22 protein-coding genes and 1 tRNA gene are annotated in these 26,610 nt (G+C 55.1%); 7 read left to right on the top strand and 16 right to left on the bottom strand.

Translation table 11 applies throughout. The features are described 5' to 3' along the window. Positions 1 to 38: 38 nt before the first annotated feature. The 11 genes from hisS to trmJ all read right to left on the bottom strand — a co-directional run bounded on the left by hisS (position 39) and on the right by trmJ (position 10,148). The gene (gene hisS, locus IEW65_RS00980; protein ID WP_188637655.1) at positions 39 to 1,346 is read right to left on the bottom strand and encodes a histidine--tRNA ligase; all 1,308 of its coding nucleotides are present in this window, start codon (positions 1,344 to 1,346) and stop codon (positions 39 to 41) included. Positions 1,347 to 1,418: 72 nt separating this feature from the next. Beyond that, complete coding sequence (ispG, locus tag IEW65_RS00985) at positions 1,419 to 2,534, bottom strand: flavodoxin-dependent (E)-4-hydroxy-3-methylbut-2-enyl-diphosphate synthase (protein WP_188637656.1); 1,116 nt, start codon at positions 2,532 to 2,534, stop codon at positions 1,419 to 1,421. Positions 2,535 to 2,542: 8 nt separating this feature from the next. Continuing rightward, positions 2,543 to 3,526: a RodZ domain-containing protein gene (locus IEW65_RS00990; RefSeq protein ID WP_188637657.1), complete on the bottom strand. Its 984-nt coding sequence runs from the start codon at positions 3,524 to 3,526 to the stop codon at positions 2,543 to 2,545. Between the two features lie 40 nt (positions 3,527 to 3,566). Continuing rightward, the gene (gene pilW, locus IEW65_RS00995; RefSeq protein ID WP_188637658.1) at positions 3,567 to 4,298 is read right to left on the bottom strand and encodes a type IV pilus biogenesis/stability protein PilW; all 732 of its coding nucleotides are present in this window, start codon (positions 4,296 to 4,298) and stop codon (positions 3,567 to 3,569) included. A 90-nt stretch (positions 4,299 to 4,388) separates the two neighbouring features. Beyond that, positions 4,389 to 5,573, bottom strand: coding sequence for a dual-specificity RNA methyltransferase RlmN (rlmN, locus tag IEW65_RS01000; protein ID WP_188637659.1), 1,185 nt, complete (start codon positions 5,571 to 5,573; stop codon positions 4,389 to 4,391). An 83-nt stretch (positions 5,574 to 5,656) separates the two neighbouring features. Then, positions 5,657 to 6,082 (bottom strand): nucleoside-diphosphate kinase, encoded by a 426-nt coding sequence (gene ndk / locus IEW65_RS01005; RefSeq protein ID WP_188637660.1) that lies wholly within the window; start codon positions 6,080 to 6,082, stop codon positions 5,657 to 5,659. Positions 6,083 to 6,257: 175 nt separating this feature from the next. Next, a complete protein-coding gene (locus IEW65_RS01010; protein WP_188637661.1) occupies positions 6,258 to 6,584 on the bottom strand; it encodes a HesB/IscA family protein in 327 nt (108 codons plus the stop codon). 54 nt (positions 6,585 to 6,638) lie between these two features. After that, complete coding sequence (locus tag IEW65_RS01015; RefSeq protein ID WP_422822595.1) at positions 6,639 to 7,814, bottom strand: aminotransferase class V-fold PLP-dependent enzyme; 1,176 nt, start codon at positions 7,812 to 7,814, stop codon at positions 6,639 to 6,641. 25 nt (positions 7,815 to 7,839) lie between these two features. After that, complete coding sequence (gene iscR / locus IEW65_RS01020; RefSeq protein ID WP_188637662.1) at positions 7,840 to 8,307, bottom strand: Fe-S cluster assembly transcriptional regulator IscR; 468 nt, start codon at positions 8,305 to 8,307, stop codon at positions 7,840 to 7,842. A 77-nt stretch (positions 8,308 to 8,384) separates the two neighbouring features. Then, positions 8,385 to 9,284, bottom strand: a complete 900-nt coding sequence (gene cysE, locus IEW65_RS01025) for a serine O-acetyltransferase (protein ID WP_340162563.1) — start codon at positions 9,282 to 9,284, stop codon at positions 8,385 to 8,387. Between the two features lie 117 nt (positions 9,285 to 9,401). Continuing rightward, positions 9,402 to 10,148 carry a tRNA (cytosine(32)/uridine(32)-2'-O)-methyltransferase TrmJ gene (gene trmJ / locus IEW65_RS01030; protein WP_188637664.1) on the bottom strand — a complete coding sequence of 249 codons (747 nt, stop codon included), beginning with the start codon at positions 10,146 to 10,148 and terminating at the stop codon, positions 9,402 to 9,404. A gap of 140 nt (positions 10,149 to 10,288) precedes the next feature. Here trmJ and IEW65_RS01035 point away from each other — a divergent pair, with 140 nt between their 5' ends. Continuing rightward, a complete protein-coding gene (locus IEW65_RS01035) occupies positions 10,289 to 11,083 on the top strand; it encodes an inositol monophosphatase family protein (RefSeq protein WP_188637665.1) in 795 nt (264 codons plus the stop codon). 116 nt (positions 11,084 to 11,199) lie between these two features. On the opposite strand, the gene secF is transcribed toward IEW65_RS01035, so the two are convergent. The 5 genes from secF to queA form a co-directional block, all read right to left on the bottom strand. Beyond that, positions 11,200 to 12,126: a protein translocase subunit SecF gene (secF, locus tag IEW65_RS01040; RefSeq protein WP_188637666.1), complete on the bottom strand. Its 927-nt coding sequence runs from the start codon at positions 12,124 to 12,126 to the stop codon at positions 11,200 to 11,202. Positions 12,127 to 12,175: 49 nt separating this feature from the next. Beyond that, complete coding sequence (gene secD / locus IEW65_RS01045) at positions 12,176 to 14,029, bottom strand: protein translocase subunit SecD (protein ID WP_188637667.1); 1,854 nt, start codon at positions 14,027 to 14,029, stop codon at positions 12,176 to 12,178. A 133-nt stretch (positions 14,030 to 14,162) separates the two neighbouring features. Further along, positions 14,163 to 14,489: a preprotein translocase subunit YajC gene (gene yajC / locus IEW65_RS01050; protein ID WP_188637668.1), complete on the bottom strand. Its 327-nt coding sequence runs from the start codon at positions 14,487 to 14,489 to the stop codon at positions 14,163 to 14,165. A gap of 77 nt (positions 14,490 to 14,566) precedes the next feature. Next, positions 14,567 to 15,694, bottom strand: a complete 1,128-nt coding sequence (gene tgt, locus IEW65_RS01055; protein WP_188638261.1) for a tRNA guanosine(34) transglycosylase Tgt — start codon at positions 15,692 to 15,694, stop codon at positions 14,567 to 14,569. A gap of 34 nt (positions 15,695 to 15,728) precedes the next feature. Then, complete coding sequence (gene queA, locus IEW65_RS01060) at positions 15,729 to 16,760, bottom strand: tRNA preQ1(34) S-adenosylmethionine ribosyltransferase-isomerase QueA (protein ID WP_188637669.1); 1,032 nt, start codon at positions 16,758 to 16,760, stop codon at positions 15,729 to 15,731. Positions 16,761 to 16,874: 114 nt separating this feature from the next. Here queA and IEW65_RS01065 point away from each other — a divergent pair. The 6 genes from IEW65_RS01065 (at position 16,875) to lhpI (ending at position 26,528) form a co-directional block, all read left to right on the top strand. Further along, positions 16,875 to 16,961 (top strand) — tRNA-Leu (locus tag IEW65_RS01065). Positions 16,962 to 17,243: 282 nt separating this feature from the next. Continuing rightward, a complete protein-coding gene (locus IEW65_RS01070) occupies positions 17,244 to 23,699 on the top strand; it encodes a calcium-binding protein (RefSeq protein ID WP_188637670.1) in 6,456 nt (2,151 codons plus the stop codon). 180 nt (positions 23,700 to 23,879) lie between these two features. Then, positions 23,880 to 24,236, top strand: coding sequence for a RidA family protein (locus IEW65_RS01075; RefSeq protein WP_054641705.1), 357 nt, complete (start codon positions 23,880 to 23,882; stop codon positions 24,234 to 24,236). 115 nt (positions 24,237 to 24,351) lie between these two features. Continuing rightward, on the top strand, positions 24,352 to 25,119 hold the full coding sequence (locus tag IEW65_RS01080) for a helix-turn-helix transcriptional regulator (RefSeq protein WP_188637671.1): 768 nt from the start codon (positions 24,352 to 24,354) through the stop codon (positions 25,117 to 25,119). 109 nt (positions 25,120 to 25,228) lie between these two features. After that, entirely contained in the window at positions 25,229 to 25,585 is a 357-nt protein-coding gene (locus tag IEW65_RS01085) for a RidA family protein (protein ID WP_188637672.1), read from the top strand. Between the two features lies 1 nt (position 25,586). Continuing rightward, positions 25,587 to 26,528 (top strand): bifunctional Delta(1)-pyrroline-2-carboxylate/Delta(1)-piperideine-2-carboxylate reductase, encoded by a 942-nt coding sequence (lhpI, locus tag IEW65_RS01090; protein WP_188637673.1) that lies wholly within the window; start codon positions 25,587 to 25,589, stop codon positions 26,526 to 26,528. Positions 26,529 to 26,610: the final 82 nt, after the last annotated feature.

The raw sequence follows: 26,610 nt of genomic DNA on the forward strand, positions 1-26,610 counted from the left end.
GAGTATTCGTCTGCCCAGATAGTGCCGGGGCAGTTCTGTTAGTGAGACGGTACGTTAGCCAGTAACGCATGAAGCGCGTCGGCCAATTTGGCCTGGGCGACCTGCTGCTGCTCGCGGTCATCGCGCAAAAACTTCAACGTAGCGGTTTGGTGAGTGAGCTCATCTTCACCCAATAGAATCGCCACGGTGGCAGCACTCTTGTCTGCCTTCTTCATGCGACTTTTGAAGCTGCCGCCGCCGCAGTGTAGCTGCAGGCGCAGGGTGGGCAGCGCGCTGCGCAGCTGCTCCGCTAGCGTGAGTGCGGCAACGGTGGCGCTGTCATCCATGGGCATGAGGTAGACATCACAGCCGCCCATGGCATCCGCCGGTACTAAATTCAGTGTTTCCAGCAGCAGCACCAGGCGCTCAATGCCCATGGCAAAACCAACCGCTGGTGTGGGCTTACCGCCAAGCTGCTCGACCAAACCATCGTAGCGGCCACCGGCACACACAGTGCCTTGGCTACCCAGGGCGGTGGTGGTCCACTCAAATACCGTGCGGCAGTAGTAGTCTAGGCCGCGCACCAAGCGTGGGTTGACCACATAAGGGATACCCGCAGCATCCAGCATTGCTTTGAGCTGTTCAAAATGCACCCGAGACTCGTCGTCCAAGTGATCCATCAGCTGTGGGGCAGCGTTAAGCATCTCTGCCATGTCGGGATTTTTTGAGTCCAAGATGCGCAGCGGGTTGCTGGTTAAGCGTCGTTTGGAGTCTTCGTCCAATACATCCTGATGTTGCTCAAAATAGCTCACCAGCTTGTCGCGATAGGCGGCCCGTGCGTCTGAAGAGCCTAAGGAGTTCAGCTCTAGAGTGACGTGCTCCATCAAGCCAAGCTCTTGCCACAGGCGTGCCGAGAGCAAAATGACTTCGGCATCGATGTCCGGGCCGTCAAAGCCATACGTCTCCACGCCGACCTGATGGAACTGACGGTAGCGGCCTTTCTGAGGGCGCTCGTGGCGGAACATCGGGCCTTGGTACCAAAGCCGCTGGGTTTGGTTATGCAGCAAGCCGTGCTCCATGGCCGCCCGAACGCAGCTGGCGGTGCCTTCAGGACGCAGCGTCAGGCTGTCACCGTTACGGTCGTCAAAGGTGTACATCTCTTTTTCGACGATATCGGTCACTTCACCAATCGAGCGGGCAAACAGCGCCGTCTGTTCCACTATTGGCGTGCGAATTTCATCGAAGCCGTAGCGGTGCATCAACTGGCGTACTTTGGCCTCAAAAAATTGCCAGCGAGGGCTGTCGCTGGGCAATAGGTCGTTCATTCCACGGATGGCTTGAATCTTTTTAGCGGCGGACTTGCTCAATGAAAACTCCTTGTAGGGGCGGCAGCACAAGAGGCGGGAGGTTCACACCGCCTTTTGTAAGCAACATAAACGTTAAACGCTGCGCGCAATCATATTCTCTTGCTGCTGCTCTTTTTGACGCACTTTGTCGCGGATCAGCTTTTCCAGATCGTCCACAAGGTGATCATTACGCAGCTTGCTGGCAGGTTTGCCGTCGATGTATACCAAGTTGGCAGGCGAGCCGCCGGTCAGGCCGATATCCGTCTCTTTCGCTTCGCCAGGGCCGTTGACCACGCAGCCAATCACTGAGACATCCAGCGGTGTCATCACATCTTCCAGGCGCTCTTCTAACTGGTTCATGGTGCTGATGACGTCAAAGTTCTGCCGCGAACAGCTTGGGCAGGCGATAAAGTTAATGCCCTTAGCGCGCAGCCTCAGGCTCTTCAGCATATCGAACCCGACCTTGATCTCTTCCACTGGGTCAGCGGCGAGCGAGACGCGGATGGTATCGCCGATACCGTCCATCAACAGCATGCCAAGGCCGATGGAGGATTTCACCGTGCCTGAACGCAGGCCGCCCGCTTCGGTAATGCCCAAGTGCAGGGGCTGCTCGATACGCGTGGCGAGATCACGGTAGGCGGCTACCGCCATAAACACATCAGACGCTTTTACGCTGACTTTAAACTCCTGGAAATCGAGACGATCCAGGTGGTCAATATGGCGCATCGCCGACTCAACCAGTGCCGCCGGCGTGGGCTCGCCGTACTTCTTCTGCAAATCTTTCTCAAGCGACCCGGCATTCACCCCGATACGAATAGGGATGCCATGGTGCCGTGCTGCGCTGACCACCGCTCGCACGCGGTCTTCGCGGCCAATGTTGCCGGGGTTGATGCGCAGGCAATCAACGCCGAGCTCAGCCACGCGCAGAGCAATTTTGTAATCAAAATGGATATCGGCAACGAGGGGGACGTCCACCCGCTGTTTGATTTTTCCAAAGGCTGCGGCGGCGTCCATATCCGGCACGGAAACACGCACGATGTCTGCCCCTGCTTTTTCCAACTGTTGGATCTGGCCGACGGTAGCGTCCACATCCAGGGTGTTGGTGTTGGTCATGCTCTGTACGGAAATCGGCGCATCGCCGCCAACGGCCACATTGCCAACATGAATTTGGCGTGACAGACGGCGTTTAATCGGAGAAGGGGCGTGCATAAGACGGGTCACTCTCCCAGGGTAAAGCGGGCAACGTTATTGGCACCGGCACGCTGGGCAAGGTTCACGACCTCACCTTGGTAGCGTAGTTCGACACCGGTGGCGTTACCGATAGTTAGACGAAAAGGCGGTTCGCCCTCAACGCTTGCGGTAGTGCCGGGGGTTTGCAGGCCGACAAACACGCGCTGGTTGTTGGCATCAAAAATCTCTGTCCAGGACTGCTCGTTAAACGTCAGCTCTAGTAAGTTCGGCGTTGCGGCAGCGGGAGCTGCTTCTGCCACTTCTTCTGTTTCTGCCGTGGACGCTTCTACCTCATCCGTGGCGGCATCGGCATCGACTGTTTGAATGGCTGTTTCGTCGCCTTCATCCATCGCTGGCTCATCACTGATCGCCGCAGGCGCGCTGCTTACGCTCTCAGCGGGCTCGCTTGTCTCATCGTTGGTTAGCTCTTCCGTGACAGCAGGCTCAGGGGTCACGGCTGGCATAGGCGCTGGAGTAGGCTCAACGTCGCTTGCGGGCGTTTCGTTCTCTTCCATGGCGGGTGAGGAGCCAATGCTGGGTGGCTCGCTGCCGCCACGGCTTTGCCACCACGCCACGGTAACGGCAATGAGGCCGACGATCACTAACACCGTGACCAGTTTAAATAGCCATGCGCCCATTTTAGACGGCGGTTTGCTGACAGAAACGGGCGCTACCTTACGTTCGTTATCGCTCACACCGTGGCGAGCTTGGTACGCCTCCAGCACGACGCGGTCATCCATGCCGAGATATTTGGCATAGGCGCGCAGGTAGCCGCGACGGTAAGCGGCTACGGGTATCTCTTCGTAATTATCTTTTTCTAATCCATCGACAACGGCAGGACGCAGGTTTAGAGCCCGGGCAGCATCGGAGATTGGAACCCCAAGGGATTCGCGTTGGCGAGAAAGCAGCTCCCCGGGAGTCGCGGTGCTGTGGGCAGTCGTAACGCTATCTTGTAACTGTGTGTCGCTCATAGCTGAGCATCCTTCAATAATGTGGTGATCAGGGCGGCAATCAGTTGTCTAGCAAGCGCTGGTAGTCGGCAGCCGCGGCGTTATCTCCGCGGGCGAGGGCGACATCAATCGCCAGTTCCAGCGCTGCTGGGTCTGGGCCTGCCAGCTGCAGATAGTTCTGCAGTGGGTCCCAGGCCTGATCATAATTGCCCTGTGAAACTTCCAGTTCGGCTAACATTAAATACCCGCGTGGGTTGCGCGGGTCGATGCTTTGCGCGCGTTGCAAACGTTCGCGCGCTTTATCAAATTCGTCTATGGCCAAGTAACACTGCCCCAGGTTGGTAAATAACTGGGCGCGATTGGCGTATTGGGCATCTTGAGATGCCAGTTCTAACTGTTCGCAGGCTTGCGCAAACTGATCCTGCTGATACAAAAACGCGGCGTAATTGTTACGCGCGCGGGTAAACGATGGCGCTGCGTTTAATGACTGCTGGAAGTAGCGATTAGCAAGATCGCTCTCTCCCTGCTGTTGATAGACCAGCGCCAGCGCTTGAAGTGCCTCCGGGTGACGCGGGTCCAGCTCAAGAGCACGATCCAGGGCATTCAGCGCGCGGGGCAGGTTATCACGCTCTAGGTAAGCGACGCCAAGCTGCGTATACGCTTCTGCAGCATCGGGGTTAGCGTCGCTAACCCCGGAGCTTGAGGTGGCGCAGCCTGCCAACAGCAGGCTGCCAGCAAGTACGGACAGCATGGGCACCCTGAAAGGGGTAATGCGCCTGCGGTGACCGATCATCTACGCCCTCTTGAGTCGATACGCTGGATACAGCCAGCAAAAACGTGTCCATCAAAGCGCTGTGTCAGATGGATGTCAAGACAGCAGCGGTTAGTCAGCGTCAAGCTGGACGGACTGAATATAGCGTGCACTACGCTTGGTGCGGTCTTTCACGCGACCGACTAACTGACCGCAGGCAGCATCAATATCGTCGCCACGGGTCACTCGTACGGTGGCGTTGTACTCTAAGTCGTACAGCCACTGTTGGAAGCGCATCACTTGGTTGCGCGACGGCTTCTCGTAACCTGAGTTAGGGAACGGGTTAAACGGAATCAAGTTGATTTTGCATGGCAGCTCTTTAAGCAAAGCGGCCAGCTGTTCGGCATGCTCCTGCTGATCATTAACATCTTTGATCAGCGTGTACTCGATGGTGACCTGACGGTTATCAGGGCACTTGGCCAAGTAACGGTGGCAGGCGTCGAGGAGTGCACGAATATTATATTTACGGTTGATGGGCACGAGCTCGTTGCGCAACTCATCGGTGGAGGCGTGCAGCGAGATCGCAAGGCTGACATCCATCTCATCGCCCAGCTTATCAATCATCGGCACGACGCCCGATGTAGAGAGCGTGACGCGGCGTTTGGAGAGCCCATAGCCGTTATCGTCGAGCATCAGCTTCATGGCAGGCACGACGTTGTCAAAATTGAGCAGCGGCTCACCCATGCCCATCATGACCACGTTGGTCACCGGGCGATTGGCGGTATCTCGGCGCGGCCCTACGCTTCGTTGAGCGACCCACACCTGGCCGATAATTTCAGCGGCGGTGAGATTGCGTTGGAAGCCTTGCTTGCCCGTAGAGCAGAAGCTGCAATCTAGCGAACAGCCTACCTGGGAAGAGACACATAGCGTGCGTCGCTTACCGTTCTCGGCGGGGATCAATACCGTTTCGACGTAGCTGCCGTCTTCAACTTCCAGTACCCATTTACGGGTGCCGTCGCTGGAGGTGCCTTCGTAGATAACGCCCGGGCCGCGAATTTCAGCCACCTGAGAAAGCTTGTCGCGCAGCGGTTTTGACAGATTGGTCATCGCCGTGAAGTCGTCGATGCCTTCCTGGTGAATCCATTTCATCATCTGAGTGGCGCGGAATTTCTTTTCACCAATCGATAAAAAGAAGGCTTCCATCTGCTCGCGGGAAAGCCCTAGCAGATTTTGCCGCGTTGGTGCCGTTTGCGGGGCAGTCTCACTATCAGTCGAAGAGTGGGGAGCAGGCGTATGTTGAGCTACGGTGGTGGTCATGGCGGTCAGCGTTCAGGAAGAGGCGGGGGCATAGGCCCCCGCGAAAATGGCCGGCAACGAAGGTTGAAACGGCAGCGCTTGGTTTAGCGCGGGCAGATTTCGTCGTTACCGAAGAAGTAGCTAATTTCACGCTCAGCACTTTCCGGAGAATCAGAACCATGGACAGCGTTGGCGTCGATTGTTTCCGCGAAGTCAGCACGGATAGTGCCCGGAGCGGCTTCTTTCGGGTTGGTAGCACCCATCAGCTCACGGTTTTTGGCGATAGCGCCTTCGCCTTCCAGTACTTGTACTACGACAGGGCCGGAAGTCATGAAGCCTACGAGGTCTTTGAAGAAAGGACGCTCTTTGTGCTCAGCGTAGAAGCCACCCGCTTTTTCTTCAGAAAGGTGCATCATTTTAGCAGCAACGACTTGCAGGCCTGCTTTTTCAAAGCGCGCAATGATGTCACCAATGGCATTTTTCGCAACGGCATCGGGCTTGATGATGGAAAGAGTACGTTCAGTCGCCATGTAAAAATCTCCTCAAAAGGGATAGCAGAAATTGCCGCACCGGAAAGCCGGGGCGGCGCAGGAAAAAGAGGTCGGCTAAGGCCGTGCGCTTCACTGGCTGCCGAGTGGGCGCGATTATAGCGCCTCCCGGGGGGGATGAATACCGGTGATAGTCGCAATAGGCGCGGATGGTGGTTTAGACCGTAAAGCTTTCACCGCAGCCGCATTGATCTTTTACATTTGGATTATTGAAGCGGAAAAAGCGATTCAGCCCTTCGCTAACATAGTCCACTTCGCTACCGTCCAGCATTTCGACGGCATCCGGAGCCACATAGACGCTTGCACCGTGAGCTTCAAAGCGTACGTCGTCATCCTGTGTTTCATCGGCAAAATCAAGCACGTAGCTATAGCCGGAGCAGCCGCTGGGTTTGACGGATACCCGCAGGCCCAGCCCTTGGCCGCGTTCGTCTAACACGCGGTGAATCTGTTCAGCTGCAGCGGGCGTAATGTTCAGTGTTGCCATGGAGCGTTCTCCTTTAAAAAGTCGTTAGCCGTGCGTCAGGAGAGCGTCAGCCGCCTAACGTGCGTTGGCACGTAGGCCGCTCACCGCGTGGCGCAGTAAAGTTAATGCGTGGTCGATCTCAGCCTCTTGGGTAAAGCGCCCAAAGCTAATGCGCAGCGATGAGAGCGCGAGCCGACGAGGCGTGCCGATCCCTAGTAAGACATAAGACGGGTCGACGCTGGCCGAGTTGCACGCGGAGCCCGTTGACACCGCTACATCGCGCAGTGCCATCAGTAAGGCCTCGCCATCGACACCGTCAAAGGCCAGGTTCAGAATGTTGGGCACCACCTTCTCCAGCGGGGAGTTGGGGATGATGCCCTCAAGGTCTGATAAGCCGCTTAAAAAGCGTTCGCGTAGCGCCGCGATGTGGGCCTGATCCGCGTCCTGCTGCTGTTGCATGACGTTAAACGCTTCGCCCATACCGGCAATTTGATGGGTAGGCAGCGTGCCGGAGCGCATGCCGCGCTCATGGCCGCCACCATGAATGAGTGCTTCGACGCGAATATCCGGGTGACGTTTGACATACAGGGCACCCACCCCTTTAGGCCCATAGGCTTTGTGGCCTGATAGCGACATCAAATCGATATGCTGAGCGACCACGTCGAGGGGAATGCGCCCTACCGCTTGGGCGGCGTCGGTGTGAAACGCCGCACCGAACTCATGGGCAACTTCCGCCAGTGCAGCAATATCGTTAATGCTGCCCAGCTCGTTATTCACTGCCATCAGCGATACTAGTGCAGTGTCATCGCGCATGGCGGTGCGTAACTGTTCGGGCGTGATACGTCCGTCGTGCTCGGGTGCCAGCCACGTGACTTCGAAGCCTTCGCTCTCCAGTGCTTTTGCCGTATCCACCACTGCTTTATGTTCGATACGCGAGGTGACGAGGTGCATGCCGCGCTCACGATTAGCTCGCATAAAGCCAATCAGCGCTAAATTGTTGGCTTCGGTGGCACCGCTGGTCCAGACGATTTCACGCGGGTCAGCGCCGATCAGGTCGGCCACTTGACGGCGCGCTTGTTCCACCACCTGCTCGGCCTGCCAGCCCAGCATATGACTGCGGGAAGCGGGGTTGGCAAATAGCTGATCAACCGTTAGGTAGCGCTGCATGACCTCCGCCACGCGGCCATCAACCGGTGTGGTGGCGGCATAATCAAGATAAATGGGCAGCGAGGGAGTAGCGGTCATCGTCATAGGTTCCAGCGTGCAGTAAAGGCCTTCAAGGGGAAGAGGCAAGGATGCCTGCATCGACCCGCTGCTTTTGGCGGGTAGCGATACGCAGCACATCGGGCCGCTGTATGAGCTGTGCCAGCGTAATATCGTCGAGAAAGCTGCGAATTTGCCCGGATAGCTCGCACCAAAGGTGGTGCGTTAAGCAGGTGTCGCCCTGTTGGCAGTCGGAAAGCCCCTGGCAGCGAGTGGCATCGACCGTTTCGTTCACCGCATCAATCACCTGGGACACGCTGATCTCTTCCGGTGGCTTGGCCAGCAAGTAGCCGCCGCCTGGCCCGCGCACGCTGCTCACTAACCCCGCCCGGCGTAGCCTGGCAAATAGCTGCTCCAGATAAGAGAGCGAAATCTCCTGGCGTTGGGAGATATCTCCCAGGCTGGTGGGGCCGCCGGGGGCGTTAAGCGCCAAATCTAACATGGCGGTAACGGCGTAACGGCCTTTTGTAGTCAAGCGCATGGCAGGTACCTCGTCGCTGAGCCTTCAGCGCGCTGGCGGCAAATGTTGCGCCATTATGGAAATCCTGAGTGCTTTGGTCAACTATTGCGGGTCTGGCTGTTTTCCGCGGATACGCTGGTACGCTCTGGAGCGGTACGCCCAAGACCAGGGCAGCCGGTATCGTTTTCGTCCAGAATATCGGCGAAGTCTTCGTCTCGTAGAGCCGGTAACTGGCCGTCGCGGTAGTTGGCATCTAGCTTGCGAAGCGTTGAGCACATCCGCTCGATACGCTCATCCACCGCATGCATATGATCCAGCATCGCTTGCATCGAGCGCGCTACCGGGTCAGGCATATCCTGGCTGACGCCATAGGCATCAAAGCCAAACTTCTGACAGATAGCTTCCCGGCGGGCAGGGTCCACGTCCAGCGCTTCTTCCACGTCTGGGTCGGCGCGTTTGACGATTTTGCCGGGAATGCCGACCACGGTAGCACCTGCTGGTACCTCTTTCGTGACGACCGCGTTAGAGCCAATCTTAGCGCCTGCCCCCACGGTAAACGGCCCCAGAATTTTGGCACCGGCACCCACAATCACACCATCTTCCAGCGTGGGGTGGCGTTTACCCTTATTCCAGCTTGTGCCGCCGAGCGTGACGCCCTGGTAAAGCGTTACGTTATCGCCCACCTGCGCGGTTTCACCAATGACCACGCCCATGCCATGGTCGATAAAGAAGCGCCGCCCAATGGTCGCGCCGGGGTGGATTTCAATGCCCGTGAGCCAGCGGGAGAAGGTCGATAGCGTCCGTGCTAACCATTTAAGGTTCTTTTTCCACATCCAGTGGCTGCAGCGGTGCAGCAGCAGGGCATGCAGGCCGGGATAGTTGGTCAGCACCTCAAGAAAGTTACGTGCCGCAGGGTCGCGGTCAAAAACGCTATTGATGTCTTCACGCAGGCGTTGAAACATGGGTGATCCTTGGGCGGTAAGGGAGGCAGCAGCAATACAGTATTGGAATATAGTGAGTGCAAAGCAGCAATTGAAAAGCCGATGTTGGGGCGAGTTGCCGTAACTTCAAGTTTAGGCCATTGCCGCTTTGCTGGCGTATCGTGTGTCCGCTATCTACTTCTCTATACGTTGTTGAGTCGCTTTCTCGGTAGCTGAGAGGATGCCGCGTAGAATGTTCATTTCCATCTTTTCAGGTCGAGCGCGTAAGTAGAGGCGGCGCAGGCGGGCCATTAGCTGGCGCGGTTGGGCGGGGTCGTGAAACTCAATGGCAATCAGCGTCCGCTCTAGGTGTTCAAAGTAGCGCTCAAGCTCTTCGTGGCTTGCCAGTTCGTCATTATCATCCGAGGTGACCACGGACTCCGCTTGGCTTAACCACGCCATACGGCACTCATACGCGATCACCTGCACGGCGGCGGCCAGGTTAAGCGAGCTGAAGTCGGCATTCGTCGGGATATGCACGTGGGCATGGCAGCGCTGCAGCTCGGCGTTGGTTAAGCCGCTGTCTTCGCGGCCAAAGACGAGCGCGACGCGGGCACTCGCTGGCTGGCATTCGCCGGGTAGGCGTTCGGCAAGCTCCCGGGGCGAGATCATCGGCCAGGGCAGCGTGCGTGAGCGAGCGCTGGCACCCACTGCCAGCGTGCAGTCCGCCACCGCCTCTTCTAACGTGGCGTGCACCGTGGCCTGATGCAGCAGATGATCCGCACCGGAGGCGCGTGAAATGCTGTCTTGAGTAATCACGTCGCAGCGGGGCGCGACCAGGGCTAAATCCGCTAAGCCCATGTTGTGCATGGCGCGTGCTACGCCGCCAATGTTGCCAGGGTGGCTGGTGCCAATTAGAACAATTCGGATGCGCTCAAGCATAGTAGGCCCGGTTCATGTGCGTAAAACGCGCAGTTTAGCATGAGTCGATGGCATGCCCGAGGGGCCTCTGTTAGAATTGTCCGCCAAAAGGCGTCCTGCGCCTGACCCGTTCTTTAACATCACTGTGACAAGGCCCGATCATGAATCCGATGGTCCAATTTACGCTGCGCGCTGCGCGTGGCGCTGTTGAACACTTTTTACGCGTTCGCGAACGTATCGAAAATGCCCATGAAGAATTTAACCTCGACCGCTTGCTAGAAGATACGGCGCGTAAAGCCGAAGCGACCATCGTTCAACAACTGCAGCGTGGTTATCCTCTCCACGGTTTCTCCGGTCGCTATACGCCCTATAAAGCGGGTGAAGGCGAAGGCGAAGAGATCGTTTGGAAAATTGAACCGCTGCATGGCTACTCCAACTTGGCAGTAGCAGGTAAGGGCTTTGCACTCTCAGTGGTGTGTCTCGTTAAAGGTCGCCCCGAGCACGCGGTGGTGATCTCTCCTTTTGGTGATGACGAATATATCGCCAGCCGTGGTCGCGGCGCTCAGCACAACGACAAGCGTATGCGGGTTAGCAAACCCACCGCGATTCCGGCGACGCGCATGGCGATGAGCCTACCGGAAACCTGGCTGCGCCCGAGCCATCTGCCCGCTTACCTGACCATTGCTCAGCAGCTTGCCCCGCAGGTAGAAACTCTGCTGGCGACCGGTAGTGGTCTGCTCGATATGTGTGAGTTAGCGACGGGACGCGTTGATAGCGTATTTGTGCTGGGCTTGGAAGAGCAGGATATGCAGGTCGGTACGCTGCTGCTAAAAGAAGCGGGCGCACTGATGGGCACTCCAGATGGCAAGCCGACCGTGAATGCCGAAGGCCAATTGATGGCTGCTGGCCCGCGTCTTTATAAGGCGCTGATTAAGCAGCTTGCTCCGCACTTTTAATCACTGGCGGCGCGATCGCGCTGCGTAGTGAATAGTGAGTAGCCAATAAAAATGGTAGTAAAAAGGCCCTGCCGGGGTTACCCGGCAGGGCCTTTTCGTGAGCCGCTTTTGCGTATTTACGGCAGCTCTTCTTCCTCTTCATCCACTTCTTTCTTGGTAGGAATGAGATCTTCCCGAGACAGCTTCAGCGGAATCAGCAGGGCGCCGGAGATGTAGATAGAGGAGAACGTACCCACCACAATACCCACCAGCAGGGCGATGGCGAAGTTCTCAATCATATCGCCGCCCAGCACCAGAAGTGCCAGCAAGACCAGTATGGTCGTACCCGACGTGGCCAGTGTGCGCGACAGCGTGGCGTTAAGCGCTTCGTTGAAAATCTGCGGCATATCGTCGATGCGCGAGGTGCGAATTGTCTCACGGATGCGGTCGTAGACCACGATGGTGTCGTTCAGCGAGTAGCCGATGACTGCCAAAATGGCGGCCAGTACCGTCAGGTCGAAGTCGAGCTGGAACAGTGCGAATACCCCTACAACGATGATGACATCGTGCAGCAGGGCCAGCAACGCGCCGAGCGCAAACTTGTACTGGAAGCGTAAGGCCACATAGAGCATGACCACGCCCAGTGCGACCAGTAGGCCTAAGCCGCTTTGGTCACGAAGCTGGTCGCCTACCTGTGCGCCGACAAACTCTGCACGCACTAGGTTGACGCTCTCGCCGTCAGCACGCAAAAGGCTGACAACTTCATTGCCCACGTCGCCATCAAATGCTTGCTGTAGGCGAATCAATACTTCGGTAGAGGCACCAAAGGTTTGTACCGATACGTCCTGGAAACCACTGTTTTCCAATAGTTGGCGAATGGCATCCAGTGACGGTGCCGCGCCATAGCGCACCTCGACTAACGTGCCGCCGGTGAAGTCCAGGCCCAGATTGAGCTGCTGGAACAAAATGGCACCAATAGAAACAATCAGCATCACGGCGGAGACGACAAACGCAAGGTTGCGCCGTCCCATAAAGTCGATGCGCAGTTGTGATAGGGGTTTCATTATCACCTCTTAAATTCTGTGCTGAGCGCGTGTTGAGATCCCATCGAAATTAGATCCACAGCTTTTTGACGGGCTTGCTGCCATAGGTCAGGTTGACCATGGAGCGCGTCACCAGCAGCGCAGTGAACATGGACGTCAGGATGCCGATAGAGAGCGTCACCGCAAAACCTTTCACCGGACCGGTACCAATCGAGAACAGAATCACCGCCACCAGTAGCGTGGTGATGTTGGCGTCCACAATGGAGGTAAAGGCGCGCTCGTAGCCCGCATAAATGGCTTGCTGAATTGATAGCCCGTTGCGCAGCTCTTCACGTATCCGCTCAAAGATCAGCACGTTGGCATCCACGGCCATACCCAGCGTTAACACGATACCGGCAATACCAGGCAGCGTGAGCGTGGCACCCAGCATCGACATCACCGCCACCAGCAGCGTCAGGTTAAGCGCCAGCGCAATATTGGCAAAGACGCCAAACACTTTGTAGCGCACGAGCATGAACAGCACGACCAGCAGCAGACCGATTTGCACTGACAGTAGGCCGCGTTCGATGTTTTCAGCACCCAGGCTTGGCCCAATGGTGCGCTCTTGCACGAAGTAAATGGGGGCAGCCAGCGAACCAGAGCGTAGCAGTAGCGAAAGCTCGGCAGCTTCGGTGGGGGAGTCTAGGCCAGTGATACGGAAGCTGTTACCCAAAGCGCTCTGAATAGTCGCAAGACTAATCAGGCCGCGTTCGGTGTAGGGCTCGCGGATGATGGTTTCTTCGCCCGTCTGTGGGTCAACTTCGATGCGGTCTTCGCTCTTATGCTCGATAAACAGCACCGCCATGTTGCGACCAATATTGGTGCGCGTGGCGCGGTTCATCAGCGTACCGCCAGTGCCGTCCAGGTTGATGTTGACCTGAGGACGACCGTTTTCATCAAAGCTATTGCTGGCGCTGGAAACGCTGTCACCGGTAATGATCACATCGCGCATCAGCTCTGCTGAGCGGGCAGGGTCATTACGGAATTCAAAGCGCTCGGTTTCCACGTCTGGCGTATCGTTACGCGCTTCCAGGCGGAACTCTAGGTTCGCTGTGGCACCAACGATCCGCTTGGCGGCCACGGTGTCCTGCACGCCGGGCAGCTCCACCACAATTTGGCTGGGGCCTTGACGCTGCACCATGGGCTCGGCAACGCCCAGTTCATTTACGCGGTTACGCAGCGTGGTCAAGTTCTGGTTGATGGCGTAGTCCTGAATCTCGCTCACCGTCATATCGCTCAGCGTCATGACAAGGCTAGAGGCGCGGCCATCGCCTTCAGAGGTGTACTCGAAATTCGGAAAATCACGGCTGATTAAGCGACGGGCGGCGTCACGATCTTCGCTGCTGGCAAAGTCGATAGAGAGCGAGCGCTCTTCAATCGTTGTGTTGCGGTAACGAATACGTTCACTGCGCAGCATTTCGCGCATGGCGCTGGCATTGACTTCAAGACGCTGTGTCAGCGCTGCTTCCATATCCACTTCCAGCAGGAAGTGAACGCCGCCGCGTAAATCCAGGCCCAGCGTCATGGGAGATGCTGAAAAGGCTTGCAGCCAGCCGGGGGTGGCATCGGCAAGGTTGAGCGCCACAGTTGCGTTGGGGCCCAATACGTCAGCGGCGATATCTCGTGCGTCTAGCTGGTCATCGTCGCTTTGCAGGCGAATTAGCCACTGACCATTGGTCTCTTCAATGGCTTTGATGGCGATATCGCGCTCGCTGAGTGCTTCTTCAACGCGGGTTATTTGCCGTTCATCAAGCGCGTTGCCTTGGGCATCGCTCACTTGAATAGCGGGATCTGCGGGGAATAAGTTGGGAAGTGAGTAGATAAGGCCAACCACCAGGACGACCAGTATCAGAAGATACTTCCACAGGGGGTAACGGTTGAGCATGCAAGCCCTGCCTTCAATTACAAACGGAATCGCTGTGCACAGACAGGCTGCGCACAGCAACGTTCACCATCGACGCTACCATGTCACCCCTGCCGGGGTGGCTGGCACTGGGTCGGCAGGGGGAGTATAGGCGTTAGATGGACTTAATAGTGCCTTTCGGCAGTACGGCAGCAACGGCATTCTTCTGCACGTTCACTTCGGTACCTTCAGAGACTTCCAGGGTCAGGAATTCGTCGCTGACTTTGGATACGCGACCAACCAAGCCGCCACCGATCACGACTTCATCGCCTTTGGCGAGACCAGAGACCAGCTGTTTGTGCTGCTTGGCACGCTTGGCTTGGGGACGCCACAGCAGGAAGTAGAAAATCAGTACGAAACCGACCAGCATGACAATTTGCGCGATGCCACCGCCAGCAGCGGCTTCTTGGGCATGGGCTGGTGAGATGAAGAAATCCAGCATTGCAGGGAACTCCTGGGTTAGAACACTCAATGGGTGAACGGGTTAAACCACCCGCCGCAGCGAGTGGCTATTATTGATTAGGTGTCAGATTCTACAAGGGGAGGCACCGGGAGGCCGCGCCTTGCATAGAAGCTTTCCACAAAGGTCGTCAATGTACCCGCTTCGATTGCCGCGCGCAAATCAGCCATCACGCGCTGGTAGTAGCGCAAGTTATGGATGGTATTGAGCATGGAACCCAGCATTTCGTTGCAGCGATCCAAGTGGTGCAGATAGCCACGAGAGAAATTCTGGCAGGTATGACAATCACACTCTTCATCCAGGGGGCGGGTGTCAAAGCGGTGCTTGGCGTTGCGGATCTTAACGGTGCCGTCTGACGTGAACAGGTGGCCGTTGCGGGCATTGCGCGTGGGCATCACGCAGTCGAACATATCCACACCGCGGCGCACGCCCTCTACTAAGTCTTCGGGTTTGCCCACACCCATTAGGTAACGCGGGGTGTCGTCCGGCATCCAGGTAGGCAGATAATCCAGTACTTTGATCATCTCCTCTTTGGGTTCGCCCACCGAGAGCCCGCCAATGGCCAAACCGTCGAAGCCAATGTCCATAAGCCCTTTCAGCGAGCGCTCACGCAGCTCAGGGTGCATGCCGCCCTGGATAATGCCGAACAGTGCAGAAGGCGAATCGCCATGGGCATCGCGAGAACGCTTAGCCCAGCGCAGCGACAGCTCCATGGATTTTTCGGCTTCTTCGAAAGTGGCTGGGTAGGGCGTGCACTCGTCAAAGATCATCACCACGTCAGAGCCCAGCGAGCGCTGCACGGCCATCGACTCTTCCGGCCCCATAAACACTTTGCTGCCATCCACGGGTGAGCGGAAATGCACGCCTTGTTCGGTGATCTTGCGCATTTCACCCAGCGAGAACACCTGGAAACCGCCGGAGTCGGTCAGAATCGGTTTATCCCACTGTGCGAAGTCGTGTAAATCGCCGTGGGCTTCAATCACATCGGTGCCGGGGCGCAGCCAAAGGTGGAACGTATTACCCAGGATGATCTCTGCGCCAATCTCTTTGACCGACTCAGGTGTCATGCCTTTTACCGTGCCGTAGGTGCCTACGGGCATAAAGGCAGGCGTTTCCACCGTGCCACGGGGAAAGTGCAGGCGGCCACGACGCGCGCGGCCATCTTCGGCTAGGCGCTCGAAGCGCATAAAGCATTCGTTTCGCATCACAATAACTCGTTAATTAGCGGGTAAGCAGCATGGCGTCGCCATAACTAAAAAAGGCGTAGCGCTCTTCTACGGCTGTACGGTAAGCCTGCATCATGTGCTCGTAGCCCGCGAACGCCGACACCAGCATTAGCAGGGTGGATTCAGGCAGGTGAAAGTTGGTGATCAGGGCATCCACGCAGCGCCACTGGTAGCCTGGGTAGATAAAGATATCGGTGTCGCCGCTGAACGGGGCAATCTCGCCGTTGCCGCTCTTCATGCAGGCGCTCTCCAGGCAGCGAACGCTGGTGGTGCCCACAGCAATAACGCGTTTGCCGGCGGCCTGGGTGTCGCGAATCTGCTGGCAAGTGGCCTCGCTCACCTCAATCCATTCGCTGTGCATATGGTGCTCAAGGATGTTGTCCACCCGCACTGGCTGAAAAGTGCCCGCGCCAACATGCAGCGTCACAAAGGCGCTGTTGATACCTTTTTCAGCCAGCGCATCCAGCAGCGGTTGGTCGAAGTGAAGCCCCGCGGTAGGTGCCGCAACGGCACCGTCGCGGCGGGCATAGACGGTTTGATAGCGCTCGCGGTCGCTCAGCTCGTCTTCCCGAGTGATATAGGGCGGCAGCGGCATATGGCCGTGCTTTTCCAGCAGCGCGATCATCGGTGTCTCGCCTAAAAAGCGCAGCTCAAACAGCGCATCACGGCGGCCTTCAACGACTGCATGGATATCGCCTTCAAAGATCAGCTCCGTGCCGGGTTTTGGCGATTTGCTGGAGCGAATATGCGCCAGCCCCCGGTGGCTATCCAGCGGGCGCTCCAGCAGCATTTCCACCTTGCCGCCGCTGGCCTTATGGCCGTGCAAGCGAGCGGGGATCACACGGGTATCGTTAAACACCAGCAGGTCGCCAGGCTCAAGCAGGTCCAGCAGGTCAGGAAAGCGGCGATGTGCCAGCGCGCCGCTTTGGCCATCGACACACAGCAAGCGACAATCGCTGCGCTGTTCGGACGGATAGCGGGCAATTAGCTCATCGGGTAGCTCGAAGTGGAAGTCCGCACGCTGCATGTGAAGAAGCTCTTTTCAGTGGTCAAACAAGCCGCCTAGGATAGCGCTTTAGATGGATAAAGTCAGTCGATGAGATTGACCTGGAGGGTTATCTCCGTATAATGCGCATCCATTGCCGGTGTGGCGGAATTGGTAGACGCAGCGGATTCAAAATCCGCCGCCTTTACGGGTGTGCCAGTTCGAGTCTGGCCACCGGCACCAAATTCAAGGGCCTAGCGTTTATCGCTAGGTCCTTTTTTTGTGCCTGTTGTTTGAGCATCAGCGCGCTTTTAGCGCTGGATGACACGCCTAATCCCGTGATGCCGTATATTACCCCGCCTTTTTACAGGTTTATTTCCTGCTTCTTTATGAAATACTTGAGCCTATTTTTCTAATCGCCTTTTGTCATCCACGATGGATGAGGGCGCTAAGGCGGCCAACGCCTGTCTTTCATAAAAACGTTTGGCGCAACGCGCTTGCGAACCTTCAGTGGAGATGTGCTCAATGGCGAAGTCATCAGCCGAAATGCTTAAGTCAACGCAGCCCGGTGTTCTAAGCGGCCACCTGCTCAATGGCGTGAGGGTGAGCCACCGGGATACCCAGAGTGATTGGGACGCCCTGGCCGAGACCCGCGGTGATGTGTTGCGTATCGACATTCCGGCCGACCCCAAAGAGCGCGCGGCGTTTGTGCGCCGCTGGATGGCCAAAAATCAAAAAACGTTGAAGCAGGGCGGCATGGCCGCCACCTTAGTGCTGCCGCTTCTGGCGCAGCAGGCGTTTGCTGACCAAATGGTGGCAGTGAACGATTTGCAAGGAGTGGCGGAGGTGATTCGCCAGCCCAACGGCAGCCTAACGCTGATCATGAATACCGGCCAGCGCATTGATATCGCGGCTGCCGATGTGGCGTTAGAAGGTGGGCGAGTCGTGGTCGATATCGACTCGCTGATGCAGCTGTTAGGCAACGAAAGCGGCCTGCTAGTGCCACTTAGTCAGCTGCCCGATGTGCAAACCTGGGAACTACTGCCCGACGGTAACGTGATGATCACCCGTACCGATGGCACGCAAATGGTGATTGAGCGCGGCGCGCTGGTGCAGCAGGGCGATTTATTTCTCATCAGCCCCAGTAACGCCCTACAGCAAGGCATTGCCGATGGCGAAGATTTCGGCAATTTGTTATTCGTTCCCAGCGCTGCTTTCACCTCCGCCAATGCGAGCGCCAGCAGCTTCCCAAGTACCGCAAGTAGCAGCAGCGCGCCGGTAAGCTCGTTTGGGGATATCCCGCCCTGGCTTTACATTGGTGGCGGTGCCCTTGCGGTGGGAGCCGCTGCTGCAGGTGGCGGTGGCGGAGGCGGCGGCGGCGGTTCTCCGCAGCCAGAACCACAGCCAGAGCCAGAGCCTCCCCTGACTATCAGTGGTTATGTCATAGATGGCTACATATCGGGTGCGACGGTCACCCGTGAATTTGACGCTAACAGTGTTACTACCAACAACAGTGGTTTCTTCACCGGTTTGCAGGGCAGCGGCATCTTAACTGCCACGGGTGGTGTGGATATTTCTACGGGACTGCCGTTTACAGGCGAGCTGCGTGCACCTGAGGGTGCTACAGTGATTACGCCGCTGACAACCATGATGGTTCAACTTGCTCAACAGTTTAGCTTGAGCGATGTGGGCGCTCAGACGGTTATTAAAACTGCGCTGGGGCTTGATCAAGATATTGATGTGGTGAAAACTGACCCGCTAGCGGAGTCTTCGCCAAGCGTAGACTTGCTTGTTGCTGGTGTTAAGGTGTCTAGCTTGTTGGCCATGGCGGCTACTGCAGGGATTAGTAACGAAGATGCGTTATCACTGTTAGCTGAGGCGTTTAATCAGGCTGATGATGTAGACAATCCGCTAAGCAATCAGGATATGGCTGATTTACTGGGTCTGCCAACTATTACAGGCCAAGTTAAGCAGGCGTTAGATGCGATCGACGCTGCTGGTGAAAATCTTAATGTAGACGCCTATCGTGAAGGGTTGCGTAACCCGTTGCGCGATGCACAGCGTGATGCCCAAAACCCTGACAGTAGCCTCTCCGACACGATTGAAGCCCGTGCAGAACTTACCTATTTGACGTTGCAGCAAGCCGTCACGCTGTCTCAAAATAATGAGTTACCCCCCCAGTATTTGCTGAACCCAAATCAGCCGTTTGCGTCAGGTAACCTTGGGCTAACAGTAGCAGCTGACCGCCTAACACTTGTACAGCGTATTCTGGAAGGCGACTATGACGCTGATAGTGCGCCCATCGCGCTGGAAGATATATATACATGGTCTATTCGTGCGCGTGTTGAAGATGTGTTGGTAACAGGCGGTCTGGAGCGCCCAGCCGTACTGGGGGCAACACGTGTTATGGTGACTAACGACACCATCAGGCCAGATCAGTTTGCAGATCTAAATACGCTAGATAATTTTGTGTTGGGTAATACGATAGTGCCTTATCGCTTAGAGCAAGCGCTTAATACACCAGAAATGCCCGCCAACTACACTCTTGATCCAGAGACATTATTAGTCAGAAATAATTTAAGCCTTCGCGAAGCAGCAGAGTTGATAGATGAAACACGCTTGTTGATTGATCGTGCAGTTAATGTAGAAGAAGATGGCTTGACGCGAGAAATGCTGCTTAATTGGACTGTTTTGGATAGTTTTCAAAACGTAATCAGTGCGTCGAGCGCCGACCCACAGTTAAATGAAGCTAATCAAGTAAGTGTGATTGAGTCAGTAATTACACCTGAGCAGTTTGAGCAGTTAATTCGGCTAGATAATTTTGACTTGGGCGTGACTGATGTTATTTATACATTGGAGAATGCCCTAGCCGTGGACACGCTTCCCGCTAACTATATTCTCAACTTGGAAGTTCCGTTAGAGGCTGGTGTTGTAACTGTTTCTCAAGCTATTGCATCGTTTGCGGATGTGTCTCGTGTTCTACAGGGTGCTAATAATCAACCGCCAATATCGTTATTTCAATGGTCTATTAGCGATGCGGCAGGTGCGATTATTAATAGCATTGAAGAAGATGCTGTAATTGGCGCTAATCTCATTGTCATCAGTGATCGCGCTATTACTGTAGAAGAGTTTAATCTTCTTAATGGATTAGAAAACTTTCAGCTAGGTGAGACTGTTGTAAGCTATACACTTGCTCAGGCTGTTAGCGCTTCGGTGATTGCTGAAAATTACGATATTTCAGATAGTGCTGTATTAAGATCTGGTGCCTTGAGCGTCGCAGACGCAGAGCAATTGCTGAGCTCTGTAGAGACGATTTTAGCAGGCGCAATGAATTCACAAGAGCTAGATGCTGATCAGCTTTTTGATTGGAGTATCTTAGATAGTGCGGCTAATATCCTGAGCGCGGGGGATGTGCCTCATCTGTTAAGAGCATCTTCAGTTAACATAAGTGATAGCGTGATTACACTAGGAGAATATGAGCGTCTTTTGAGTTTAGATAGTAACTATGTAAGAACAGACGAGATTGTTCAATATACGCTTGCAGAGGCTGTTAGTGCGGATAATAGAGGTGCACTGTTAGATAACTATGAGATCAACTTAGAGAGTGTGCTTGACGCAGGGGAGGTGACTGTGGCGGAAGCGCAGGCAGCCTATTCCCAGATTGTTGGTTTAGTAGAAGATGCTGAGAATCGTGACGATTTAAGCGAACGCATCCCCTTCAGCTGGGTGGTGGTTGATGATGCATCTGTGATCATTGAAGATCTATCCGAAAGTCACGTGGTGTTGGCTGATCAAGTACGTGTTTCCAACGCTGAAATTAGCCAGTCGCAATATGAACGACTTATAGAACTAGCCAATTTTGACTTGGATTCTACGGTTGTTCGTTACACGCTGGATGGTGCTGTGAATACAGATGTTGCGTTGCCTGATAGTTATCAGCTAGAGACTGATACCTATGCACCAGGTGAGCTTAGTGTCTCTCAGTCTCGTGTAACTCTTGAGCGTGTAGAGTTAGTTGTTAGTGAGGCCGTTAATGCTGATGGTTTAAATGTTGATGAGCTCTTTGACTGGATTGTTAGAGATAGCGCTAGTGCTATTTTAGCTGTCGATCAAGGCGTCTCTTTTATTGTTAGGGCTAGCGAGATTCGTATTACGGATCAGCAAATTACTATTGATCAGTTTGATTCTCTATCGGCTGTTGAAAATAGTAATGGTGGCTATTTACGTGGTGATGAGCAGGTCGAATATACCCTTGAGCAAGCATTTGAACGCGGCGCTGACGGGGTGGTGGCTAATTATCTTATTAATTCACAAGAGCAGCTTTCACTGGAGCTTCTGAGCGCGGAAGATGCTGTCGAGAATTTATCTCTTGTGCGCGATTTATTAGATGGTTCAGAAAATTCACCAACTTTGAGTAGCGTATACTCATGGAGTGTTTTAGATAGCTATACTGATATTCAGTCACGTTTAGGGAACTCTGCTCCTGATGGTCTCCAGCTGGCTGAAAGTGTTGAGGTGACCGACGAAACGCTGTCGGCAGCTCAGTACGAGCAACTGATTGGTGCATTAAATAATTTTAGTTTAGGGCAGGGGGTGACAGTCGTTTATGCGGACATCAACGATGCGCTTCGCGCTCAGTTAGCAGATGTGTTAGCTCCTGAGGCTCGTTTTGTCCTAGAAGACATTGCAACGCCTTTTGTAGCTACATTAAATGTTGAAGATGCATCACGTGAATTATCTAACGTACGCTCAGTTTTAGAGGCTGCGCGAGGTGTTGATGGCAGTGATGACACCGTTCAACGTTTATTTGATTGGACTGTCAGTGATACAGCAAATAATCTTATTCAGGCGATTGAGCAAGATCATATTGTCTTGGCGGATCGTGTTGAGATTACAGATGTTCAGCTAACTTTTGGCCAGTATCAGTCATTAATCCGTCTGAATAACTATGACTACAATAGTGATCCCGTCGAGATCTTATACACGCTTGAGGAGGCGTTAGAAGTCATTAATTCAGAGGGGGTGGGGGCACTAGCCAAGGGTGAAGAGGGTAACAGCCCTGGGTATCGCCTTGCTGACACTGAGCTGTCGATTGGTACGTTTACGGCTGAAGAAGTTAGGCCCATTGTAGAGAATGCAGCGCTGGCCCTCTCGGGTGCAAACGCTCCTGTGCCTGCGGTGAATGAATTGCTTAAATGGAGTGTGGTGGATTCTGCATCTGCTTTGCTAGCAATTCAATCGAATAACCAGTTCCCGCTGCATGTTACTGCTGCAGAACAGGTATCCGTCGATAATGCGATCCTTGCTATTGCAGATCTTCAGCGGCTACAAAGATTGAGCAATTTTGAACTAGGGGATACGCCTGTCAGGTTTATTTTCACCCGTAATTTGACGCTTACTGATATTGAAAATATTGCTGACAGCTATGAGATTGTTGCGAGCAGAGTGGAAATCCCTAACTTTTTACTCTCCAGCGTGCCTGACGCCGAAGTGCGTTATCAGGCCACTCAAGCTATTGTTGATGGTGCTCTTAATCGTCAGTCGGTCAGTGTTGAAGCACTGCAGACCTGGAGTATTACCAATGCTCAACCAGCGGAACTTCTAGCTGCTAGCGTTGCCCCGTGGGTCAGCGGAGCAGACATAATTGCATTGGATCTGAGTAGTAATGCATTTATTACCCCTGAGCAGTACGAGGCTTTTGTTGATTTAGAGAATGTAAACCTTGAGGGTGTCAATGTACGTTATTCGTTCGAGGAAGCGATTGCTGAAGTAAGTGCAGGTGGGGAGCTTCCTAATAATACCGAAGCTCGGCCGGGTGGCTATGAAATTAATGCTGGGCAGCCATTTGATGCAGCGTCACTAACGGTGAGTGAAGTAGAGCAGCTGCTAGTGACGGCAGAAGAGGTACTCGCCGGGGCAGAAAATGCTACGAACCTCGATCTGGGTACGCTGTTAAATTGGGTCATTGAAGACAGTATTGGGCAAATTATAAGCGCAATAGGAAGTGAGGCGTTGTCGTCTGCCAATAGTGTACGAGTGAATGTAGATGAAATTGGCTTCCAGAATTTTGAGACCCTCAGCGAGTTGTCTAACTTTGACCAGGAGGGCTTAACCGTTATTTATCCATTAGGCGCCTTGATGCAGCGCTTCCTGGATGGACGCAGCCTGCCTGAAAATTATTTCTTGAGCACTGATCAATCAGCGTTTTTTGATGCTGGGGCGTTAGATGTTCGTGCAGCAGAGCGGTTATTTGAAACGTCAACGTTGCTCTTGGAGGGTGCGGTTAATAGTGACATGTCGCTATCGTCCTTAGCTACCTGGGTAGTTCAGGATACCTATGCCAATATTTATACATTGAATGTGGCTGGTAATAATGGTGTTCCCGCTGATTTCCTAATTGATGATGCAGCAAGTATTGTTGTTATTGATGATCCTCTCGAAAGTGATGACGAGCAAGACTTGAACATTACTTTCACAGTAAACGGCTACACCCATCAGCCGGGAGCCGCACCAGGTGGTAGTGTTGCTCAACTATCTAAGGCCTTTAGCATTGACGGCCAAGCGGATGATGGTGTTGAGCTAATCACGGACTTCCGCGTTGGGAGCGACCCAGGATTTGATCAGATTTTCATTGAGCTAACGGCAGACGAATTTGACGCGCTACGCGGTGATGACCCTGATTTTGAGCGCTATGACGCCTTGACTGCGCTAGGCGAAGATATCGCCTTTGCTGTGTTTACTACAGAGGAGTTCATGGGTGGCACTGCTAGCTGGCTGAACGAGCTTAGCCTAGATAGCGGCGAAGTAGTGTACCTGTTGGCAGGCAACGGAGATACTCCCGATATCGACGATGATGCACAGCTGCTGCGTGTCTCTTATTCAGGCGAAGACTTCAACACCCAGACGTTAGCCAACTTCGAAAACCTAGACCTCAACAACTTCCTCGATGACAACTGGAACACCAACTACTCCATTACCTAATGCATGACTAAACAAACCCCCAGCAGCCGCAAGGCTGCTGGGGGTTTTTGCTGTTCTTCCCGCCCTAATAACACCCAGCCGCGCCATGTCTATTGTTGATTCCCGCCAAGCATCGTATAAATGCGGTGCTTAAGTGCACATCAACTCAATAACATACACATCTTCGCTGGAGATAACCCCATGGGCGTGACCTATCACGAAAGCAATGCGCGTATGAGCCAAGTGGCTGTTCATAACGGAACGGTCTACCTCGCGGGCCAAGTGCCAGCCGATGCCACGGTGGGTATGCGTGGCCAAACCGAGCAGGTGTTGGCGCGTATTGATGAGCTGCTGGCGCAGGCGGGCACCTCTAAAGAGCACCTGATCTCTGCTCAGGTGTGGGTGACCGACATGGCCGAGTTTGCGGAAATGAACGAAGTGTGGGAAGCCTGGGTGGTGCCGGGTCGTCCGCCGGTACGCGCAGCTCTGGAAGCTAAGCTGGCCAAGCCTGAGTGGAAAGTGGAAATTATGGTGATTGCCGCACTGCCTGACGCCTAAGCGGTGATTGGCTGTTGCGGGGTGCGTTAATGCAACGTTAACGCACCCTCGCTTTTCAATAGGGCATCGCCGTATAGTAAAGGCCCTTGTTGAGAACCAACCCAATGGTAAGTTCATGGCCCAGTTTGAGCTGCATAGCCGCAATTTGGCCCCAGAGCAGGTGGCGCACTCCCACGATTTTCACCAGCTAATCCTGGCGACGTGTGGCGTTACCGAACTTGCCATGGAAGGCCAGGGGGAGCGGGTCACCGCTCGCCGAGGCTGTTTGATCCCCTCATCGCGCCATCACGAGTACCAAGGCGATGGCAGCAATCGAACGCTGGTGCTGGATATCCCTGTGCAGCATTTAGCCACGCTGGAAAAGGGCAGTGAGATTGAGCGCTTATTCGATAAGCCGCGCTTTTTTACCGTGCCGCCCGCTTTAAATCAGCTCACCCATGCGCTTGCGCATCAGCTTGATCAGTGCCCGGCACTGCAAAATGAAATCGCCGTGCTGCTACTGCGGGCGCTCTATATGTACCTAAACGATGCGCCAAAACAGACGGCCGACCAGCTCGGGGTGCGCTGTATCAGCGAGCGGCTCGATCTAGAGCGGTTGGATGCCTGGCTAGACCAACATTTGGCAGATGAAGTGCGCGTTGAGCAGCTAGCGGCACTGTGTGCGTTAAGCCCTGGGCATTTTCATAGCTGCTTTCGTGAGCTCACCGGGGTGACGCCGCTGGCCTATGTACAGCGTAGGCGGTTAGAGCATGCGCGTACGCTGGTGCGGCATAGCACTTTGAGTCTTGGCCATATTGCCATGCTGGTTGGCTTTCGCGACCAGGGCAGCTTCTCACGCGCCTATCGGCGCTACTTCGAGATTTCCCCCTCCTCTGACCGCTGAACTCTCTGTCTGCCTGACTTACGGGCAAATTTGCCAGAGTTTCGGGCAAGCACACGCTGTTGCATCGTCGTAGTCTCAAGAGGAACCCCATTTTCCTTGGAGAGACCCCATGGGCGTGACCTATCAAGACAGCAATATCCGCATGAGCCAAGTGGCCATTCATAACGGCACAGTGTATCTCGCAGGCCAAGTGCCCACAGATTCTACCGCCGATATGCGTGGGCAAACGGAGCAGGTGCTGGCCCGAATCGATCAATTGCTGGCCCAGGCGGGGACCTCTAAAGAACATTTGGTGTCGGCACAAATTTGGGTCACCAGCATGGCGGAGTTCGACCAAATGAACCAAGCCTGGGACGCCTGGGTAGTGCCTGGCCGTCCGCCGGTACGTGCCGCTGTGGAAGCTAAGCTGGCCAAGCCTGAGTGGAAGGTGGAAATCATGGTCATCGCTGCGCTGCCGGAGGCTTGATATGCAGGTCGTCTCGGCAGCGGAAGTCGCGCAGTACCTTACTTGGCAGGGCGTCATCGACCGTTTACGGCACACCTTTGTGAACGGGGTGGAGTCGCCACCGCGCCACCATCACGCCATGCACCGGCCCGACGGCGAAGCCACCATGCTGCTGATGCCTGCCTGGGAAGCCGCTGGCTATATCGGTGTGAAAATGGTCAACGTGTTTCCGCAAAACGCAGAGCACGGCATTCCAGCGATTTCCGGGCTTTACCTGCTCAGCGAAGGCAAGCACGGCCAGCCGTTGGCCTGTATCGATGGCAGCGAATTAACCCGCCGCCGCACCGCCGCCGCCTCCGCGCTGGCCGCCCAGGCGTTAGCCAATGATGATGCTGAAACGCTGCTAGTAGTGGGCACCGGTAAGCTGGCGCCTATGGTGATTGAAGCCCACGCCAGCGTGCGCCCCATCAAGCGGGTGCTGATCTGGGGGCGACACCCCCGCAAGGCCGCCGCCATTGCCGAAGAGTACGCGGGCAGGTTCGATACCCAGGTGGTAGAGGCATTACCCACTGCGGTGGCGGAAGCCGATATCGTCAGCTGCGTGACGCTCTCCACCCAGCCCATCATCAAAGGGGAGTGGCTAACGCCCGGAACCCACGTTGACCTAATTGGCGCGTTTCGGCCGCAGATGCGGGAAACCGACGCGGCGTGTTTACACCGAGCACAGGTGTTTGTGGATACCTACGCGGGCGCAAAAGGCGAGGCGGGGGACATTCTGCAGGCCATTGAGGAGGGCGCTTTTCAGTTTGACGATATCCGTGCGGAGCTGGCTGAGGTGCTCACAGGGGCCAAGCCAGGGCGCTCGGATAAAGACGCCATCACGCTGTTTAAATCGGTAGGGGCCTCCCTGGAGGATCTTGCTGCCGCGATTGAACTATGGGAGTCACTGCCCAAGCATCACTAATAAACTCCGCTGCAGGCCTGGCCGTACAACAACAATAAAAGCCACCACGCCCGCAGCACTGCAACGCCAGTCATAACGAAGA

The organism is Vreelandella lutescens (assembly GCF_014640815.1).
Taxonomy (GTDB): domain Bacteria; phylum Pseudomonadota; class Gammaproteobacteria; order Pseudomonadales; family Halomonadaceae; genus Vreelandella; species Vreelandella lutescens.

Coding starts and splice junctions, on each gene's coding strand:
- secF (WP_188637666.1), bottom strand. CDS start 12,126: ATGAAACCCCTATCACAACTGCGCATCGACTTTATGGGACGGCGCAAC.
- lhpI (WP_188637673.1), top strand. CDS start 25,587: ATGCAGGTCGTCTCGGCAGCGGAAGTCGCGCAGTACCTTACTTGGCAG.
- IEW65_RS00990 (WP_188637657.1), bottom strand. CDS start 3,526: ATGAGCGACACACAGTTACAAGATAGCGTTACGACTGCCCACAGCACC.
- queA (WP_188637669.1), bottom strand. CDS start 16,760: ATGCAGCGTGCGGACTTCCACTTCGAGCTACCCGATGAGCTAATTGCC.
- ndk (WP_188637660.1), bottom strand. CDS start 6,082: ATGGCGACTGAACGTACTCTTTCCATCATCAAGCCCGATGCCGTTGCG.
- trmJ (WP_188637664.1), bottom strand. CDS start 10,148: ATGCTTGAGCGCATCCGAATTGTTCTAATTGGCACCAGCCACCCTGGC.
- iscR (WP_188637662.1), bottom strand. CDS start 8,307: ATGCGCTTGACTACAAAAGGCCGTTACGCCGTTACCGCCATGTTAGAT.
- ispG (WP_188637656.1), bottom strand. CDS start 2,534: ATGCACGCCCCTTCTCCGATTAAACGCCGTCTGTCACGCCAAATTCAT.
- IEW65_RS01075 (WP_054641705.1), top strand. CDS start 23,880: ATGGGCGTGACCTATCACGAAAGCAATGCGCGTATGAGCCAAGTGGCT.
- IEW65_RS01070 (WP_188637670.1), top strand. CDS start 17,244: ATGGCGAAGTCATCAGCCGAAATGCTTAAGTCAACGCAGCCCGGTGTT.
- tgt (WP_188638261.1), bottom strand. CDS start 15,694: ATGCGCTTCGAGCGCCTAGCCGAAGATGGCCGCGCGCGTCGTGGCCGC.
- IEW65_RS01080 (WP_188637671.1), top strand. CDS start 24,352: ATGGCCCAGTTTGAGCTGCATAGCCGCAATTTGGCCCCAGAGCAGGTG.
- IEW65_RS01035 (WP_188637665.1), top strand. CDS start 10,289: ATGAATCCGATGGTCCAATTTACGCTGCGCGCTGCGCGTGGCGCTGTT.
- yajC (WP_188637668.1), bottom strand. CDS start 14,489: ATGCTGGATTTCTTCATCTCACCAGCCCATGCCCAAGAAGCCGCTGCT.
- pilW (WP_188637658.1), bottom strand. CDS start 4,298: ATGATCGGTCACCGCAGGCGCATTACCCCTTTCAGGGTGCCCATGCTG.
- rlmN (WP_188637659.1), bottom strand. CDS start 5,573: ATGACCACCACCGTAGCTCAACATACGCCTGCTCCCCACTCTTCGACT.
- secD (WP_188637667.1), bottom strand. CDS start 14,029: ATGCTCAACCGTTACCCCCTGTGGAAGTATCTTCTGATACTGGTCGTC.
- IEW65_RS01010 (WP_188637661.1), bottom strand. CDS start 6,584: ATGGCAACACTGAACATTACGCCCGCTGCAGCTGAACAGATTCACCGC.
- IEW65_RS01015 (WP_422822595.1), bottom strand. CDS start 7,814: ATGACGATGACCGCTACTCCCTCGCTGCCCATTTATCTTGATTATGCC.
- IEW65_RS01085 (WP_188637672.1), top strand. CDS start 25,229: ATGGGCGTGACCTATCAAGACAGCAATATCCGCATGAGCCAAGTGGCC.